Annotated in this window: 15 protein-coding genes; 12 read left to right on the forward strand and 3 right to left on the reverse strand. The window is 73.9% G+C overall.

From position 1 onward, the window contains the following. Nucleotides 1-86: 86 nt before the first annotated feature. The 4 genes from KV205_RS32445 to KV205_RS32460 all read left to right on the forward strand — a co-directional run bounded on the left by KV205_RS32445 (nucleotide 87) and on the right by KV205_RS32460 (nucleotide 5029). The gene (locus KV205_RS32445; RefSeq protein ID WP_265868475.1) at nucleotides 87-1445 is read left to right on the forward strand and encodes a DUF692 domain-containing protein; all 1359 of its coding nucleotides are present in this window, start codon (nucleotides 87-89) and stop codon (nucleotides 1443-1445) included. Beyond that, nucleotides 1442-2464: a TIGR04222 domain-containing membrane protein gene (locus KV205_RS32450; RefSeq protein WP_265868429.1), complete on the forward strand. Its 1023-nt coding sequence runs from the start codon at nucleotides 1442-1444 to the stop codon at nucleotides 2462-2464. The genes KV205_RS32445 and KV205_RS32450 overlap by 4 nt, the downstream gene beginning before the upstream one ends. Beyond that, nucleotides 2398-3270, forward strand: a complete 873-nt coding sequence (locus KV205_RS32455; protein WP_308404122.1) for a TIGR04222 domain-containing membrane protein — start codon at nucleotides 2398-2400, stop codon at nucleotides 3268-3270. Before KV205_RS32450 ends, KV205_RS32455 begins: the two co-directional genes overlap by 67 nt. Before the next feature lie 85 nt (nucleotides 3271-3355). Next, complete coding sequence (locus KV205_RS32460) at nucleotides 3356-5029, forward strand: alpha/beta hydrolase (protein WP_265868430.1); 1674 nt, start codon at nucleotides 3356-3358, stop codon at nucleotides 5027-5029. 25 nt (nucleotides 5030-5054) lie between these two features. On the opposite strand, the gene hemQ is transcribed toward KV205_RS32460, so the two are convergent. After that, nucleotides 5055-5768, reverse strand: coding sequence for a hydrogen peroxide-dependent heme synthase (gene hemQ, locus KV205_RS32465; RefSeq protein WP_265868431.1), 714 nt, complete (start codon nucleotides 5766-5768; stop codon nucleotides 5055-5057). Nucleotides 5769-5785: 17 nt separating this feature from the next. Further along, entirely contained in the window at nucleotides 5786-7276 is a 1491-nt protein-coding gene (gene hemG, locus KV205_RS32470; protein ID WP_265868477.1) for a protoporphyrinogen oxidase, read from the reverse strand. Between the two features lie 174 nt (nucleotides 7277-7450). Here hemG and KV205_RS32475 point away from each other — a divergent pair, with 174 nt between their 5' ends. Both KV205_RS32475 and KV205_RS32480 read left to right on the forward strand, forming a co-directional pair. After that, nucleotides 7451-8824, forward strand: a complete 1374-nt coding sequence (locus KV205_RS32475; protein ID WP_265868432.1) for an FAD-dependent oxidoreductase — start codon at nucleotides 7451-7453, stop codon at nucleotides 8822-8824. Nucleotides 8825-8890: 66 nt separating this feature from the next. Further along, nucleotides 8891-9382 carry a hypothetical protein gene (locus tag KV205_RS32480; RefSeq protein WP_265868433.1) on the forward strand — a complete coding sequence of 164 codons (492 nt, stop codon included), beginning with the start codon at nucleotides 8891-8893 and terminating at the stop codon, nucleotides 9380-9382. A 60-nt stretch (nucleotides 9383-9442) separates the two neighbouring features. On the opposite strand, the gene hemE is transcribed toward KV205_RS32480, so the two are convergent. After that, nucleotides 9443-10519 (reverse strand): uroporphyrinogen decarboxylase, encoded by a 1077-nt coding sequence (hemE, locus tag KV205_RS32485; RefSeq protein ID WP_265868434.1) that lies wholly within the window; start codon nucleotides 10517-10519, stop codon nucleotides 9443-9445. Between the two features lie 91 nt (nucleotides 10520-10610). Here hemE and KV205_RS32490 point away from each other — a divergent pair, with 91 nt between their 5' ends. The 6 genes from KV205_RS32490 (at nucleotide 10611) to KV205_RS32515 (ending at nucleotide 18210) form a co-directional block, all read left to right on the forward strand. Next, complete coding sequence (locus KV205_RS32490) at nucleotides 10611-11363, forward strand: DUF3000 domain-containing protein (RefSeq protein WP_265868435.1); 753 nt, start codon at nucleotides 10611-10613, stop codon at nucleotides 11361-11363. Between the two features lie 330 nt (nucleotides 11364-11693). After that, a complete protein-coding gene (locus tag KV205_RS32495; RefSeq protein WP_017242457.1) occupies nucleotides 11694-12359 on the forward strand; it encodes a response regulator transcription factor in 666 nt (221 codons plus the stop codon). A gap of 198 nt (nucleotides 12360-12557) precedes the next feature. After that, nucleotides 12558-13838: a ribonuclease D gene (locus KV205_RS32500; protein ID WP_265868436.1), complete on the forward strand. Its 1281-nt coding sequence runs from the start codon at nucleotides 12558-12560 to the stop codon at nucleotides 13836-13838. Nucleotides 13839-13978: 140 nt separating this feature from the next. Further along, nucleotides 13979-14719, forward strand: coding sequence for a ferritin-like domain-containing protein (locus KV205_RS32505; RefSeq protein ID WP_265868437.1), 741 nt, complete (start codon nucleotides 13979-13981; stop codon nucleotides 14717-14719). Nucleotides 14720-14860: 141 nt separating this feature from the next. Then, nucleotides 14861-16075, forward strand: coding sequence for an acetyl-CoA C-acyltransferase (locus KV205_RS32510; RefSeq protein ID WP_265868438.1), 1215 nt, complete (start codon nucleotides 14861-14863; stop codon nucleotides 16073-16075). Further along, entirely contained in the window at nucleotides 16072-18210 is a 2139-nt protein-coding gene (locus KV205_RS32515; protein ID WP_265868439.1) for a 3-hydroxyacyl-CoA dehydrogenase NAD-binding domain-containing protein, read from the forward strand. Before KV205_RS32510 ends, KV205_RS32515 begins: the two co-directional genes overlap by 4 nt. Nucleotides 18211-18275: the final 65 nt, after the last annotated feature.

The following is an 18275-nucleotide window of genomic DNA, read 5'->3' on the forward strand; positions in this document are numbered from 1 at the left end:
CAAGCTCTGAAGGTTCCCCGGTGCGGATTCGAACGACGGCTTCGGGGCCATCACCCCAGGGACCGAAGGAGGGGGACATGGGGGACATGAAGAAACTCGGGGTCGGGATCGGGTGGCGGCCCGAGATCGCGGAGGCGGTCGAGGCGCTGGCCGGGGTCGACTGGGTGGAGGTCGTCGCCGAGAACATCTGCGCCGACCACCTGCCCGACTCCCTGGTACGGCTGATGGGGCGCGGGGTCACCGTCGTGCCGCACGGGGTGTCGCTGGGGCTCGGTGGGGCGGACCGGCCCGACGCCGGGCGGCTCGACGCGCTCGCGCGGAAGGCGGAGGCGCTGGGGGCGCCGCTGGTGACGGAGCACATCGCGTTCGTACGGGCCGGGGGCCCGCTGACCGCGACGCCGCTCCTGGAGGCCGGGCACCTGCTGCCGGTGCCGCGCACCTGGGACGCGCTCGACGTGCTCTGCGAGAACGTGCGGATCGCGCAGGACGCCCTGCCGGTGCCGCTGGCCCTGGAGAACATCGCCGCCCTGGTCGCCTGGCCGGGCGAGGAGCTGACGGAGGGGCAGTTCCTGGCCGAGCTGGTGGAGCGCACGGGGGTGCGGCTGCTCATCGACGTGGCCAACCTGCACACCAACCACGTCAACCGGGGCGAGGACCCGGCCGAGGCGCTGTCCGCGCTGCCGGTCGAGTCCCTCGCGTACGTGCACGTGGCGGGCGGCCTGGAGCGGGACGGGGTCTGGCACGACACCCACGCGCACCCGGTGTCCCCGGCGGTCCTCGACGTGCTGGCCGACCTGGCGTCGCGGGTCACCCCGCCGGGCGTGCTCCTGGAGCGGGACGACCGGTTCCCGGCGCCGGAGGAGCTGGCCGCCGAGCTGGCGGCGATCCGTACGACGGTGGAGACCGCCCGGCCCCGGCCGCTGCTGATCGGTGCGGGCGCCCGGGCCTCGGGCGGCGCGATGCCGGTCGCGCCCGTGCCCGTGCGTACGCCGGCGCCCGTGCCCCCGCCCCGTACGGTCGACGCGGCCGCCGCCCGGCAGCGGGTCGGCCTCGCCGAGGCCGCGCTGCTGTCCGCGCTGGTCGCCGGGACGCCCGCGCCGGAGGGCTTCGACGTGAAGCGGCTCGGCGTGCAGAGCCGGGCGCTCGCGGCCAAGCGGGCGGACGTGGTGGCGAAGGTGGCGCCCGAGCTGCCGGAGATCCTCGGCGAGGAGTACCGGCCGGCCTTCCTCGCGTACGCCCGGAAGCGCCCCATGACCGACGGCTACCGGCACGACGCCCTCGACTTCGTCGAGACGCTGCTCGTCGCCGGCCGTCCCGAGGACCCGGCGGCCCGCACCCGCCTCACCGCCTGGTGGCGGGAACGGGCGGACATCCGGCCGCCCGGCCCGGCGGCCCGCGTCCTCCACCGGATCCGTACCGCACTGGGAAGGGGTGAGAAGGAGTGAACACCATCGCCTTCCTCTACTACCTGTTCTTCACGCCGTTCGCCGCCGTCCTCGTCGTCAAGCTGCGCCGGATCCGGCGCACCCCGCCCGGCGGCGTCGCGGTCCACGACCGCTACGAGACGGCGTTCCTCAACGGCGGCCCCGCCCGGGTCGCCGACACGGCGATCACCGCCCTGCACGCGGACGGGCGGCTCATGGTGGGCGGCCCCGGCATCATGCAGGTGCTGCGGCCGACCGCGTACGACCCGGTCGAGCGGGCCGTGCTCCAGGAGCTGTCGAGCGCGCTGACGGCGGCGCTCGGGCCGCTGCGGTTCGCCGTGATGCGGCACCCGGCGGTGCAGGAGATCGGCGACGGGCTCGCCGCCCGCGGGCTGATCCTGCAGCCGCGGGCATGCCGCTCGGCGGGCGTGTGGGGGGCCTTCGTGGGCATGTTCTGCGGCATGGCGACGCTGTTCGCCCTGATGTTCTCGCTGCCCGACCTCGTCGGCTTCGGGCCTCGGCAGGTGCCGTTCGTCCTGAAGGTGCTTCCGGTGCTCGCGGTCACGCTGACCGCGGCCGTGATGTGCGCGGTCGCGGGGAAGCGGCGGGTCACTCCGGCGGGGCGGGCGGCGGTCGACGCGTTCGCCCGGTCGCAGGCCGTCGCGGACCCGGCCCTGCTCGTGGCCCTGCAGGGCCTGCCCGGGCTGCCCGACCCCGTGCTGCGCGACCAGCTGGCCACGACGGCCCGCACCTACCGCCCGGCGCCGCCGCCGCGCCGCTCCTCCGCGCACCCCCACCACGCGTCCACCTCCTCGTCCTCGTCCGACGCCGCCCTGATCCCCGTGATGTGGTGCGCGGCGGCGGCCGGCGGGGAGGGCGGCGGCTGCGGGGGCGGCGGGAGTTCGTGCTCCAGCAGCAGCTCGTGCTCCGGGGGCGGCGGCGTCAGCGGCTGCTCCTCGTCCAGCGGCAGCTCGTGCTCGTCCTCGTCGGGCAGTTCCTGCTCCTCCAGCAGCGGTTCGAGCTGCGGTTCCAGCTCGTAGGGCTCCTGGGGGCGCCGGACAGGCCCCAGGACCGTTTTCCGGTGGCGGGCCCGGCCCCGCTGCCGTACAACCGGATCATGGTCTGGGTCCCGCTGTTCCTCGTCGCCCTCGTGGTCACCGGCATCGCCTGCGCGCGGGCCTGTCGGGACGCCGTCACGGCCGACCTGCTGGGCCGCGGGGCGGCGGCCGAACTGACCGTCCTGGAGGCGGCGTACCTCGCGGGCGGGCCGCTGCGGGTCGCCGACCTCACCCTGGTGAGCCTGCACCGGGCGCGGCTCGTGCTGCTCGCGCACACCGGCTGGGCGACGGTCGTGGACGCGGCCGGCGGGCGCGACGAGCTGGAGCGGACGGTGCTCGGGGCGATCGGCCCGGACGGGCAGTCGCCGATCCCGGCGGTCCGGCCGCTGGTGGCCGAGGCGGCCTGTGTACGGGCGCTGGCGGACGGCCTGGTGGCGCGCGGGCTCGCGCTGCCGGAGCCCGCGCGGCGGGCCACGGTGGCGGGCGGTCGGGGGCTGCGGGCGGCGTTCCTGCTGACCCTGGGGCTCGGCGCGGCGGCGGCCATGCTCGTACCGGAGGGCGAACGCGGCCCGGTGCTCGCCTGGTTCGCGCTGCCGCTGCTCGCGGCGGGCCTGTGCCTGCTGGTCGCCCGCGCCGACGCGCCCGGCTGCTGGGCCTCCCCCGCCGGGCGCCGGCTGCTCGCCGAGCTCTCGCCCCGCGACCCGATGACGGCCCTGGCCCGCCGGGGCACGGCGGTGCTCGAACCGGAGCTGCGGGCCGCCTTCCGGACCCGCCTTTCGGGTACATGACACCCGACACCGGCCGTGGATCCTTTACTTGGGCGGTGCGCTGGGGTCCGCTGAAGCCCCGCCCCGCACCTAGAAGGGGATGCGCATGAAGGCCGCCGCGCTCGTGCTGTCCGCTCTCCTCGCCCCCACCGCCGTCGCCGTGCCCCGCGCCGACGCCCCGCCCTCCGAGAGCCGGGGCGTCACCGTCGCCGCCCGGGCCGCGGCGGCCGAGGGGATCGCCTTCGGGCCCTGCCCCAAGGCGGAGAAGCTGCCGGCGCCGGTGGAGTGCGGCACCGTGCGGGTGCCCCTGGACTACGCGGACCCGGACGGCACCCGGATCCCGCTCACCGTCAGCCGGGTGAAGGCCTCGGGGCCGGCGGCCGAACGGCAGGGCGCCCTGGTCTACAACCCGGGCGGGCCGGGGGCCTCGTCGACGTACTTCCCGCTGGCCGCCGGACTCCCGGCCTGGCAGCGGATCTCCGCCGCGTACGACCTGGTGGGCTATGCCCCGCGCGGGGTGGGCCGGTCGGCGCCGGTGTCGTGCCAGGACCCGGCGGACCGGACGAAGGGGCCGACGCTCGCGCCCACCGTGCCGTCGGAGGTGTTCAAGCAGGAGCGGATCGCGCGCGCCCGGACGTACGCGGAGGGCTGTGCCCGGCGTACCGGCGCGGCCCTGCGGCACTACCACTCGCTGAACAACGCCCGCGATCTGGAAGTGTTGCGGGCGGCACTGGGCGAGCGGCGGCTGACGTACATGGGCGCGTCCTACGGCACGTACTTCGGGGCGCTCTACGCGTCGCTGTTCCCGCACCGGGTGCGGCGGATGGTGTTCGACGCGCCGGTGAACCCGGCGCCGCAGCAGATCTGGTACGTCAACAACCTCGACCAGTCGGCGGCGTTCGAGCGGCGCTGGACGGACTTCCGCACCTGGGCGGCGAAGCACGACGAGGTATACGGGCTCGGCGCGACGGCCGGCGAGGTGGCGCGGAGCTACGAGAAGGTGCGGGCCGAGCTGGCGGCGGCGCCGGCCGGCGGGAAGGTCGGGCCCGGGCAGCTGCATGCGGCGATGCTGCAGGCGCTGTACGACGACCGGTTCTGGGCCGCGCGGGCGGGCGCCCTCGGCGCGTATCTGAAGGGCGATCCGAAGCCGCTGGTCGCACAGGCCGGTCCGGCCGATCCGCCGCCCGGGCGGGCGGAGGGCGCCGAGGTGGCCGATCCGGGGAACGCGGGGGCCGTCTACACGGCGGTGGAGTGCAACGACGCGCCGTGGCCGGAGGACTTCGCGCTCTGGGACCGCGACAACACGCGGCTCGCGCGGCAGGCGCCGTTCGAGACCTGGGACAACGTGTGGGCGAACCTGCCCTGCGCGTACTGGAAGACGCCTCGGCAGAAGCCGCTCGACGTACGGACGGGGCCCGGGGTGCTGCCGCCGGTGCTGATCCTGGCGGCGGAGCGGGACGCGGCGGCGCCGTACGAAGGGGCCCTGGAGCTGCAGCGCAGGCTGGGCGGCGCGGCGCTCGTGACCGAGCGGGACGCCGGGTCGCACGGCATCGGGGGCGGCGCGAACGCCTGCGTGAACGGCTATCTGGAGCGCTATCTGCTCACGGGTGCCGTGCCGGACGCGGCGAAGGTCCCGTCGGAAGGGACGCCGGTGCGGCGCGCGTCATGCGCGCCGCACCCGGAGCCGGACCCGGTGTCGCTGGAGCGGGCGGCGAAGCTTCGCCGGCCGTCTGATCTTCCGGGTCAAGGGATCACCGCCCGGCTGGGCGCCGGGCGGTGACCGGGTCAACGGTGCGGGGAGGCCGTCAGGCCAGGCCCGCCACCAGGTCGGCGACGCTCTTGCGGCGGCCGGTGTAGAACGGGATCTCCTCGCGGACGTGCATCCGCGCCTCGGAGCCGCGCAGGTGACGCATGAGGTCGACGATGCGGTGCAGCTCGTCGGCCTCGAAGGCGAGGATCCACTCGTAGTCGCCGAGCGAGAAGGAGGCGACCGTGTTGGCGCGCACGTCCGGGTAGCCGCGGGCCATCTTGCCGTGGTCGGCGAGCATCCGGCGGCGGTCCTCGTCGGGCAGCAGGTACCAGTCGTACGAGCGCACGAACGGGTAGACCGAGACGTAGTCGCGGGGGGTCTCGTCGGCCAGGAAGGCCGGGATGTGCGACTTGTTGAACTCGGCGGGGCGGTGCAGCGCCATGTTCGACCAGACCGGCTCCAGGGCGCGGCCGAGCTTCGTACGGCGGAAGAGGTTGTACGCCTCCTGGAGCTCGTCGCTCGTCTCGGCGTGCCACCAGATCATCACGTCGGCGTCGGCGCGCAGACCGGACAGGTCGTACGTGCCGCGGATGGTGATGTCCTTGGCGGCGAGCTGGTCGAACAGCTCCTGGACCTCGTCGGCGTAGCCGCTCCGGTCCTCGGGCAGAACGTCGCGCAGCTTGAACACAGACCACAGGGTGTAGCGGATGACCTCGTTGAGGTCCTTCGCCTTCTTACCGGCGTTCGGGATCTTTTCGGGCGCACTCATACGCCTATTCTCGCCCGTCACGATGCGTGCCCCGCACCAGGGTGGGTGGTTTTCGACGTGGCGATGATCTCGTCGGCCGCGCGCTCGGCGGAGGCGACGCAGGCGGGGATGCCGACGCCCTCGTAGACGGCGCCCGCGAGGGCGAGTCCGGGCAGGCCGGCGACGGCGGCGCGGATCCGCTCGACGCGGGCGAGGTGGCCGACCGGGTACTGGGGCAGACCGCCGAGCCAGCGGGTCACGGTGGAGGCGACGGGCCGGGCGGTGAGGCCGGTGGCGGCGGCCAGGTCCTTGAGGGAGACGTCGACGAGGTCGGCGTCCTCGCGGTGCACCTGGGCCTCCTCGCCGTGCCGGCCGACGGAGGTGCGAAGGACGAAGAGGTCGGGGGCGCCATCGGTCACCCAGCGCCACTTCGCGCTGGAGAAGGTGGAGGCCTTGATGGTGTGGCCATCGACGGGCGGGACGAGGAAGCCGGAGCCGGGGAGGGCCGGCCCGTCGAGGACGTCGCTGCGTTTGAAGGCGAGGGTGACCAGGGCCATGGAGGCGTACTCGACGGCGGCGAGTTCGGTCGCCGCTGCCGGGGCGTGGGCGCCGAGGAGCGCGGCGGCGGGCCCGGCGGGGGTGGCGAGGACGACGGCGTCGGCGGGGTACGTACGGTCCGGGGTCACGACCTGCCAGCCGCCGGTCGCACCGGTGCGGCGCAGTTCCGTGACCGGGGTACGGGTCAGGATCGTGCCGCCGGCGGCGCGGATCGCGTCGGCGACGGCGAGCGGGAGGGTGCCGACGCCGCCTTCGAGGCCGGCGAAGGGGGCGCCGCCGAGGCCGGACCCGCCCAGGCCCGTACCGGCGCCCGCCGCGTCGCTCGGGGTGGCCGCGCCGGCCCGCTGCACGGCGCGCACGGCCTCGCCGAGGGTGGCGTGCGCGCGGGCGGCGTGGAAGAGCGCGGGGACGGCGGCCTTCATGGAGATGCGGTACGCGTCGCCCGCGTACACGCCGCCGAGGAGGGGTTCGACGAGCCGGTCGACGACCTCGTGGCCCATGCGCTCGGCGACGTACGCGCCGATGGCGATGTCCTCGCCGATCTCGGTCTGCGGGAGTTCGCGGTCGCGGCCGATCCGCTCGACCGCCTCGGCGGAGAGCAGCCCCTCGACGGCCCGGCCGTCGGCGGGGACGCCCATGACATGGCCCTTCGGCATGGGCACGAGCTCGCCGCGGGACCAGACGGAGGCGGTGGTGGTGGCGGGGGCCTGGATACGGCCGGCCAGGCCGACCCGTTCGGCGAGCGCGACGGCCTCGGGGCGGCGGGCGAGCAGCGACTCGGCACCGAGGTCCACCGGGGCGCCGGCGATCTGCCCGGCCAGCAGTTTTCCGCCGATCCGGTCGCCGCCCTCCAGGAGGGTCACCCGGGCGCCCGCGGTGACGAGTCGGTGCGCCGCGGCGAGACCGGAGATGCCGCCGCCCACGACGACGACCTCGGGACCGCCCGCGACCTGCTGCGCGTTCGCGTTCATCGGGCTCATGCTCCTCGCTCCTGGGGACCGTGCTCGGGGGGGGCGGCGCTCCCGGTGACCGTGCTCAGGGGGCCGTGCCCATGGGACCACTCTCTCAAATCGCCCGGGCGGGCCGGTTCCGGACCCTGGCCGAAGGGCCCCGGCCGAACGGACCCTTCGTCGTAGCGTGTTCGTATGAGCGAACGACTGGTGGTCATCGGGGGCGACGCCGCGGGCATGTCCGCCGCCTCGCAGGCGCGCAGGCTCAAGGGGCCGGACGAACTGGAGATCGTCGCCTTCGAGCGCGGGCACTTCAGCTCGTACTCGGCCTGCGGCATCCCGTACTGGGTCGGCGGCGACGTACCCGTACGGGACCGGCTGATCGCCCGCAGCCCGGAGGAGCACCGGGCCCGGGACATCGACCTGCGGACCCGGACCGAGGTGGTCGAGATCGACGTCGCCGGGCAGCGGGTGCGCGCCCGGGACCTGGAGTCGGGCGCGGAGACGTGGACCGGCTTCGACAAGCTGGTGATCGCGACCGGGGCGCGGCCGCTACGCCCGCCGCTGCCGGGCATCGACGCGCCGGGCGTGCACGGGGTGCAGACCCTGGACGACGGCGAGGCGCTGCTGGCCTCGCTGGACCGGGCGAAGGGCCGGCGCGCGGTGGTGGTCGGCGCCGGGTACATCGGCGTGGAGATGGCGGAGGCGCTGCTCGGCCACGGCTTCGAGGTGACGGTCCTGAACCGGGGCGAGCAGCCGATGGCCACCCTGGACCCGGACATGGGGCGGCTCGTGCACGAGGCGATGGACGGCCTCGGCATCACCACGGTCGGCTCGTCGCCGGTGACGAAGGTCCTCACCGGAGAGGACGGACGGGTGCGGGCGGTGGCGACGGACTCGGGCGAGTACCCGGCGGACGTGGTCGTCCTCGGTACGGGCGTGGTGCCGGAGACGAGCCTCGCGCGGGCGGCGGGGCTGCCCCTCGGCGCGTACGGCGGGCTGCTCACCGACCTGGCGATGCGGGTGCGGGGGCACGAGAACATCTGGGCCGGCGGCGACTGCGTGGAGGTCCTCGACCTGGTGTCGGGCCGCGAGCGGCACATCGCGCTCGGCACGCACGCCAACAAGCACGGCCAGGTGATCGGTTCGAACGTGGGCGGCGGCTACGCGACCTTCCCGGGCGTGGTGGGCACGGCGGTGTCCAAGGTGTGCGACCTGGAGATCGCCCGCACCGGGCTGCGCGAGAAGGACGCCCGCGAGGTGGGCCTGCGCTATGTGACGGTCACGATCGAGTCGACGAGCCGCGCGGGCTACTACCCGGGGGCCGCGCTGATGACGGTGAAGATGCTCGCCGAGCGCCGCACCGGCCGCCTGCTCGGCGTGCAGATCGTGGGCCGCGAGGGCGCGGCGAAGCGGGTGGACATCGCGGCGGTGGCGCTGACGGCCGGGATGACGGTGGAGCAGATGACGGCCCTGGACCTGGGGTACGCGCCGCCGTTCTCGCCGGTGTGGGACCCGGTCCTGGTGGCGGCGCGGAAGGCGGTGACGGCCGTACGGGCGGCGGGGTGACCCGGGCGGCGGCGTTACGGATGGTGACGAGTTGCGGGGTTCCTGTCACCGTGCGCGACTGATCGCATGATGCGACAGACCCTGCGCGCGCTCTGCGCCGCCTCCCTCGCCCTCGCCCCGCTCGCCCTCGGCGCCGCGCCGGCGCACGCCGTGACCTCGTGCACGGTGAACGGCGTGCCGGTCACCGGCCCGAACGTGAACGGCACGCCCGGCAACGACGTCATCGTCTGCTCCCTGGTCGAATCCGGGGAGTCCGTCAACGGCGGCGCCGGCAGCGACTACATCACCCTCACCGGGCCCGTGAACGGTCTCGTCTACGGCGGCGCCGGCCGCGACAGCATCACGGCGCAGCCGGCCGCCACGGTGAACGGGTTCATCGTCGGCGCCGAGGACTCCGACCTCATCAGGGTCGCCGGCACCGTGACCAACCTCGTCGCCGGCGGCTCCGGAAACGACTACATCCAGGTCGCCACGAACGAGGGCGTGGTCACCGGCGACAGCGGCCTCGACGTGTGCCGGATCGGCACGGGCAACGCGCCCTTCGACTGCGAGGTGTGACCCCCGTGCCCGCGCCCGTGCTCGCGCGCGGGCCGCCGTGCCGGCCCGGGCCCCGGTCCGTCAGACCGCCGTCCGCGTGTGGACGTAGTCGACCAGGCGGGTCAGCGCGTCCGGGTCGGTCGTCGGCAGCACCCCGTGACCGAGGTTGAAGACGTGCCCCTCCAGGCCCTTCGCGGCGGCCAGGACCTCGTCCGTCTTGGCCTCCACGGCCTCCCGGGTCGAGAACAGCACGGCCGGGTCGAGGTTGCCCTGGAGCGCCTTGCCCGGCCCGACCCGGCGGGCCGCCTCGTCGAGCGGGACCCGCCAGTCGACGCCCACGACGTCGGCGCCCGCCTCGCCCATGAGGCCGAGCAGCTCGCCCGTACCGACACCGAAGTGGATGCGCGGCACGCCGTACGAGGCGACCGCGTCGAAGACCTTGGTGGAGGCGGGCATCACCGAGCGGCGGTAGTCGGCCGGGGCGAGGGCGCCGACCCAGGAGTCGAAGAGCTGGACGGCGGAGGCGCCGGCCTCGATCTGCACCTTGAGGAAGGCCGAGGTGATCTCGGCGAGGCGGTCGAGCAGATCGGCCCACAGCTGCGGGTCGCCGTACATGAGCGCCTTGGTGTGCTCGTGGTTGCGCGACGGGCCGCCCTCGACGAGGTAGCTCGCGAGGGTGAACGGGGCGCCGGCGAAGCCGATCAGCGGGATGGCGCCGAGCTCGGCGGTGAGCATGCCGATGGCCTCGGTGACGTAGTGCACGTCCTCCGGGGTGAGGTCGCGCAGCCGGGCCAGGTCGGCGCGGGTGCGGATGGGCTCGGCGACGACCGGGCCGACACCGGGCTTGATGTCGAGGTCGACGCCGATGGCCTTGAGGGGGACGACGATGTCGCTGAAGTAGATGGCGGCGTCGACCTTGTGGCGGCGCACCGGCTGCAGGGTGATCTCGGTGACCAGCTCGGGCCGCATGCAGGACTCGAGCATGGGGATGCCCTCGCGGACCTTGAGGTACTCGGGCAGGGACCGCCCGGCCTGTCGCATGAACCACACCGGGGTGTGCGGCACGGCCTCCCGCCGGCACGCCTTGAGGAAGGCGGAGTCGTACGTCTGCGGCTGGTGCTTCGTCTGCTGCCCCTCGGGGCCGTGGTTGGCGCTCACGCCCAGAATCTTCGCATGTGGCGAGAAGCCGCTCGCCCGGCCCGGGTGTCCCTCCCCGCACGCGGGCTCCGTTCCGCCTACTCTTCCCCGCATGGCTGCGGCTCAGGGACATTTTTCCGATCATTCCGACGGCACCAGAGGGACGAGGAAGACGGCGGGCGACAGGGTGAATCCCACGGATTCCACGGATCCCACGAACTCCGTGGATCCCCACGAGACGAACCCCGTGCCGGCCGCGTTCCGGCGGGCGGTCGAGGGGCTGCGCGCGGCCCGGCTGCGGCCGGAGATCGAGGTCGACCCGACCCGCCCGCCGCAGCGGCTCGCCCCGCACGCGTACGCCCTGGAGGCGGCGGTCGTGGCGGGCGAGGAGGACCTGGCGGACGGGCGGCTCGTGCTGCTGCACGACCCGGCCGGGCACGAGGCCTGGAAGGGCACCTTCCGGCTGGTGACGCTGGTACGGGCGGAGCTGGAGCCGGAGATGGCGGCTGACCCGCTGCTGCCGGAGGTGTGCTGGTCCTGGCTGACCGGGGCGCTCGACGCGCGCGGGCTCGCGTACGGGGAGGCGAGCGGGACCGTCACGATGGCGGGCTCCCACTATTTCGGGGGACTCGCGGAGCGGCGTCCGGCGACGCAGATCGAGATCCGGGCCTCGTGGTCGCCGGAGGCGGGCCCGGCGGGGGTGCCGGACACGGGGGCACACCTGGCGGCCTGGTGCGATCTGCTGTGCCAGGTCGCGGGGCTGCCGCCGGCGCCGGCCGACCCGGGGGCGGGGCCGGGCGCGGGGACGACCTCGGGGGCGGGTGTGGTGTCGCTGCCGCAGCGCCGGGGGCCGCAGCAGGCGTAGCCCGTGCTCGGGGGCGGGGCGCGGGGGCTTTTTTCGGACATTCTCGGTCGGGTCGCGGTCGGGTCGCGGGCGGCTTCGGGCCCGCGAGGGCTCGAAAGCGTTCGAAAGGGCCCGCCGGACCGTCCCCCGAAAGACTCACGACCGCGTGAGGCTCGTACGATGATCGATCACGCGTCCGAATTGCCCCAATTGTTACTCACCAAATCGTGATCTTTCCCTAAAGGCGGGCGGGCAAGGTGCCGAAGGAGTCAGTGACCCCTTCACAGCACGGGTTCGCCCCCGGCTTCTTCCCCGAGCCGGCTCCGTCCCGCACCTTCCCCAGGAGGCCTGGTGTCCGTTCTCCTCGAGCAGCCCGCAAGCCTGGTCGCCTACCGCCCGAACAAGCCGACGGCCATGGTCGTCGTGGCCGACCCGCGCGTCCGCTCCACCGTCACCCGCCACCTGTGGGCGCTCGGGGTGCGCGACGTCATCGAGGCGTCGTCCATCGCGGAGGCCCGTCCCCGCGTCGGCAATCCGCGCGACATCTGCGTGGCCGACGTCCACCTGCCCGACGGCAGCGGTCTGACGCTGCTGTCCGAGACCCGCGCGGCGGGCTGGCCCAACGGCCTCGCCCTCTCCGCCGCCGACGACATCGGCGCCGTGCGCAACGCCCTCGCCGGAGGCGTCAAGGGATACGTCGTCACCGGCACCCGCACCAACATCGGCCACCCCACCCGCCCGGGCGCGGCCCCCATCGGCTCGGCGGCCGCCCGCCTCGGCCACCGCCGCCCCCCGGGTGCCCCGAGCCACCCGGGCGGCTACCGCGAGCTCTCCGGCCGCGAGGTCGAGGTCCTGCGCCTCGTCGCGGAGGGCCAGTCGAACAAGGCGATCGGCGTCTCCATGGGCCTCTCCGCCCTCACGGTGAAGAGCCACCTCGCCCGCATCGCCCGCAAGCTGGGCACCGGCGACCGCGCCGGAATGGTCGCGGTGGCCCTGCGCACCGGGATCATCCACTGAGCGGCGGCCCGGTCTCCCGCCGGGCGTGAAGAGCGGTGGGCGCCCACCGACGGAACGTTCCCTCTCATCGGGACGCCGGGTCCGCACGACGGCCCGGCGTCCCGGTCGGGCTCCGATCCGACGCGAAACCGAACTCGGATCCGATGTCGCGGACTGTTCCGTCGCTGGGCGCTTGCCATTCACAGATACCCTTGACAGGTGACCGACGCCCAAGACACCGCGAGTGACACCGCACTGCGAACCACCGGGGGCGCCCCCTCGGACGACGACGTCCCTCCGCGTGGGCTGCCGATCCCGCTGCTCGAACCCCGCGAGGGCATTCCGCCCGTCGTGGCCTCCGAGGACGCCCTGGCCGAGGTGGTCGCCGCCTTCGCGGCCGGTCGCGGGCCCGTCGCCGTCGACGCCGAACGGGCGTCCGGCTATCGCTACGGGCAGCGCGCCTATCTGGTCCAGCTGCGCCGGGAGGGCGCGGGGACCGCGCTGATCGACCCCGTGGGCTGCCCCGATCTGTCCGGCCTCGGCGAGGCGCTCGACGGGACCGAGTGGATCCTGCACGCCGCGACGCAGGACCTGCCCTGCCTGCGGGACATAGGCATGCTGCCGAGCCGGCTGTTCGACACCGAGCTGGCCGGGCGGCTCGCGGGCTTCCCGCGGGTGGGCCTGGGCGCGATGGTCGAGTCGGTGCTCGGTTTCGCCCTGGAGAAGGGCCACTCCGCGGTCGACTGGTCCACCCGCCCGCTCCCCGACCCCTGGCTGCGCTACGCGGCGCTCGACGTGGAGCTGCTGGTGGACCTGCGCGACGAGCTGGAGAAGGAGCTCGACCGGCAGGGCAAGCTGGAGTGGGCGCTGCAGGAGTTCGACGCGATCGCCTCGGCCCCGCCGGCGCCGCCGCGCAAGGACCCCTGGCGCCGTACGTCGGGCATGCACAAGGTGCGCCGGCGCCGTCAGATGGCGGTGGTACGGGAGCTGTGGACGACCCGTGACCGGATCGCCCAGCGGCGCGACGTCTCCCCCGGCAAGGTGCTGAGCGACGCGGCGATCGTCGAGGCGGCCCTGGCGCTGCCGCCGAACGCGGGCGCGCTCTCGGCGCTGCCCGGCTTCGGGCAGCGGATGGGCCGGCGCCAGCTGGAGCAGTGGCAGGCGGCGGTGGACCGGGCGAAGGCGCTGCCCGAGTCCGAGCTGCCGCAGCCGGGCCAGCAGCCGGCGGGCCCGCCGCCGCCGCGCGCCTGGGCGGACAAGGACCCGGCGGCCGCCGCGCGCCTCTCCGCGGCCCGAACCGCGGTCTCGGCGCTCGCGGAGCAGCTGCATCTGCCGCAGGAGAACCTGATGACCCCGGACACCGTGCGCCGGGTCTGCTGGGAGCCGCCGCAGCCGACGGAGGACGCGGTCGAGGCCGCCCTCAGCGGCTACGGCGCCCGCCCCTGGCAGGTGCACCTGGTGGCGCCGCTGCTCGTGCAGGCGCTGCGGGCGAACGCGTAGGAGAACCGGCGGAGCCCCCGGTGCCTCGGGAGAGGCACCGGGGGCTTCTTCGTGTCCTGTGTCCCGGTTCTGTCACCGCTCCGGCGAAGTCATTTTGAACACGCTCAACCGCCGCTAGGTTTCTGAACATGATCAAAACGATGCGCACGACGAACGGGTACGAGGACTGGGTCGACGACTTCACCGCCGAGCGCGCCCGCCGGGACGCGCTCGGCGACCCCGACTGGACCCGCGGCGCCCGGCTGCCGGCCGCGCTGATCCGGAGCGTCCAGCGCTTCCAGGTCGGCGAGGACGGCGACGGCGCCCAGCTCAAGGCCAAGGCCCGCCGGGCCGGCGACCCGGTGTACGGCGAGGCCGTCGCCCTCTTCGTGGCCGAGGAGCAGAACCACGCCCGCCTCCTGGCCCTGCTGCTCGGCGCGGCGGACGCCCCGACCCTGCCGGGCCACTGGACCGACACCGCCTTCGTACGCCTCCGCCGCCTGCTCGGCCTGCGTACCGAACTCCTGGTCCTGATGGTCGCCGAGGCGGTCGCCCTGCACTACTACCGCGCCCTGCGCGACGGCTCCCCCGACCCGCTGACCGCCGAGGTCGCCGCCCGCATCCTCGCCGACGAACAGCGCCACGTCCCCTTCCACTGCCGCCGCCTCCGCGAGTCCCTGGCCCCCTTCCCGGCCCCGGCCCGCCGCGCCGCCACCCTCGTCTGGCAGTCCCTCCTCACCGCCGCCGCCCTCACCGTCGCCCACGACCACGGCCCGGCCCTCCGCACCCTCGGCCTGCGCCGCACCGCCTTCGTCCGGGCCGTCCTGCGGGACTCGGGACCGATGGCTGCGGCGATGGACGGGCGGGCCGAGGCGATGGACGGGCGGGCTCCGGCGGTGTGACCTTCGCCGCTTGGGGCGGGGGGACTGGGCAGTCTGGTTACCCGCAAGTAGCATGGGGGGAGCAAGCGCGCGCTTAGGTGCGTGTCGGGCCGTGTGCCCGCGCAGCAGCAGTGCCATCCCGCACCCTGGAGGAGAGCCATCGTGCCTCGTACCGTCAGGGACGTCGTCTTCGTCGACGGCGTCCGTACCCCGTTCGGCAAGGCGGGCCCGAAGGGCATCTACCACGAGACCCGCGCCGACGACCTCGTCGTCAAGGCCATCCGGGAGCTGCTGCGCCGCAACCCCGGCCTCGACCCCGCGAAGATCGACGAGGTCGCCATCGCCGCGACCACGCAGATCGGTGACCAGGGCCTGACCCTCGGCCGCACCGCCGGCATCCTGGCCGGTCTGCCGCAGTCCGTGCCCGGCTACTCGATCGACCGCATGTGCGCCGGCGCGCTGACCGCCGTGACGACGACGGCCGGTTCGATCGCCTTCGGCGCGTACGACGCCGTCATCGCCGGTGGTGTCGAGCACATGGGCCGCCACCCCATGGGCGAGGGCGTGGACCCGAACCCGCGGTTCGTCAGCGAGAAGCTGGTCGACGAGTCCGCCCTCTTCATGGGCATGACCGCCGAGAACCTGCACGACCGCTACCCGAGCATCACCAAGCAGCGCGCCGACGAGTACGCCGTGCGCTCGCAGGAGAAGGCCGCCAAGGCGTACGCCGACGGCAAGATCCAGCAGGACCTGGTGCCGATCTCGGTCCGCCGCACCTCCCCCGAGGGCGGCGAGACGGGCTGGGGCCTGGTCACCGCCGACGAGCCGATGCGCCCGGGCACCACCCTGGAGTCGCTGGCGAACCTGAAGACGCCGTTCCGCGTCCACGGCAACGTCACCGCGGGCAACGCGGCCGGCCTGAACGACGGCGCCACCGCCTCGATCATCGCCTCCGAGGACTTCGCCCGCGAGAACAACCTCCCGGTGAAGATGCGCCTGGTCTCCTACGCCTTCGCCGGCGTGGAGCCCGAGGTCATGGGCTACGGCCCGATCCCGGCCACCGAGAAGGCGCTGGCCAAGGCCGGCCTGTCCATCTCGGACATCGGTCTCTTCGAGATCAACGAGGCCTTCGCCGTCCAGGTCCTCGCGTTCCTGGAGCACTACGGCATCGCCGACGACGACGCCCGCGTCAACCAGTACGGCGGCGCCATCGCGTACGGCCACCCGCTCGCCTCCTCCGGCGTCCGGCTGATGACGCAGCTGGCCCGCCAGTTCGAGGAGAACCCGCAGGTCCGCTACGGCCTCAACACGATGTGCGTCGGCTTCGGCATGGGCGCGACGGTCATCTGGGAGAACCCCCACTGGGAGGGCAAGTGAGCACCACCGCCGAGCTTCTGAAGGGCGCCGCCGAGCTCTTCCCGGACGAGGTCGTGACCTCGGCCCACGTACGGCACTTCGAACTCCCCGCGGGTGCGGGTCGGTTCGCGCTGATCACGCTGGACAACGGCTTCGACCACACCAAGCCGACCACCTTCGGCCCGCAGTCCCTCGCCAACCTGAACACGGCGATCGACCAGGTCGAGGCGGAGGCCGCGAACGGTGAGATCGTCGGCGTCGGCATCACCGGCAAGCCGTTCATCTTCGCCGTCGGCGCCGACCTCAAGGGCGTCGAGCTGCTGAAGCAGCACGACGAGGCGCTGGCCATCGGCAAGGGCGGCCACGACGTCTTCAAGCGTCTCGCCGGTCTGGCCGTGCCGACCTTCGCGTACTACAACGGCGCGGCCATGGGCGGCGGCGTCGAGGTCGGTCTGCACTGCAGCTACCGCACCGTCTCCAAGGCGCTCCCGGCCTTCTCGCTGCCCGAGGTCTTCCTCGGTCTCGTCCCCGGCTGGGGCGGCTGCGCGATCCTGCCGAACCTGATCGGCGCGGAGAAGGCCGTCTCGGTCATCATCGAGAACAGCCTCAACCAGAACCGTCAGCTCAAGGGCAAGCAGGTCTTCGAGCTCGGCATCGCCGACGCGATCTTCGAGGGCGCCGACTTCCTGGAGCAGTCGCTCATCTGGACCGCCGGCGTGCTGAACGGCTCCGTGACCGTCGAGCGTCCCGAGGTCGACCGCGGCGAGGCCTGGGACCAGGCCGTCGCCAAGGGCCGCGCCATCGCCGACTCCAAGGTGCACGGCGCCGCCCCGGCCGCCTACCGCGCCCTGGCGATCATCGAGGCCGCCAAGGACGGCGACCTGCAGAAGGGCTTCGACGCCGAGGACCAGGCCCTCGCGGACCTGATCATGGGCGGCGAGCTGCGCTCCGGCATCTACGCCTTCAACCTGGTGCAGAAGCGCGGCAAGCGCCCGGCCGGCGCCCCGGACAAGAACCTGGCCCGCCCGGTCACCAAGGTCGGCGTCGTCGGCGCCGGTCTGATGGCCTCCCAGCTGGCCCTGCTGTTCCTGCGCCGTCTGGAGGTGCCGGTCGTCCTGACCGACATCGACCAGGAGCGCATCGACAAGGGCGTGGGCTACGTCCACGGCGAGATCGACAAGCTGCTCGGCAAGGGCCGCATCGACCAGGACAAGGCCAACCGCCTCAAGGGCCTGGTCACCGGTGTCCTGGACAAGGCCGCCGGCTTCGCGGACGCGGACTTCATCATCGAGGCCGTGTTCGAGGAGATGTCGGTCAAGCAGACGGTGTTCGCGGAGGTCGAGGCGGTCGCCCCGGCGCACGCGATCCTCGCCACCAACACCTCCTCGCTGTCCGTCAGCGAGATGGCCTCCAAGCTCCAGCACCCGGAGCGCGTGGTCGGCTTCCACTTCTTCAACCCGGTCGCGGTCCTCCCGCTCCTGGAGATCGTCCGCGGCGAGAAGACCGACGACGCCTCGCTGGCCACCGCGTTCGGTGTCGCCAAGAAGCTGAAGAAGACCGCGGTCCTGACGAAGGACGCCCCGGCGTTCGTCGTGAACCGCATCCTCACCCGCTTCATGGGCGAGATCCAGAACATCATCGACGAGGGCACCCCGGTGGCCGTGGCGGAGAAGGCGGTCGAGCCGCTCGGCCTGCCGATGTCGCCGCTGGTCCTTCTGGAGCTCGTCGGCCCGGCCATCGGTCTGCACGTCTCCGAGACCCTGAACCGCGCCTTCCCGGAGCGCTTCAAGGTCTCCCCCAACCTGAAGGCCGTCGTCGAGGCCGGCAAGCGCGGCTTCTACGTCTACAAGCCGGAGAACGGCTTCAAGCCGGAGCTCGACCCCGAGGTCGCCGCGCTCCTCAAGCAGGGCGACGTCGTCCTGACCGAGGAGCAGGCCCGCGACCGCGTCCTGGACGCGGTGGCGCAGGAGATCGGTCTGATGCTGGAGGAGGGTGTCGTCGCCGAGGCGCAGGACATCGACCTCTGCCTGATCACCGGTGCGGGCTGGCCCTTCCACCTGGGCGGCATCACGCCGTACCTGGACCGTGAGGGTGTCTCGGAGCGCGTCAACGGCAAGCGGTTCCTGGCGCAGGGCGTGGCGAGCGTCCCGGCGTAACGCCGCCGCGTAACCCGCACGGGTGACGGCCCGGTACCACGAGGGTGGTGCCGGGCCGTCATGCT

This window comes from Streptomyces sp. SKN60, from assembly GCF_026236535.1.
Lineage (GTDB): Bacteria > Actinomycetota > Actinomycetes > Streptomycetales > Streptomycetaceae > Streptomyces.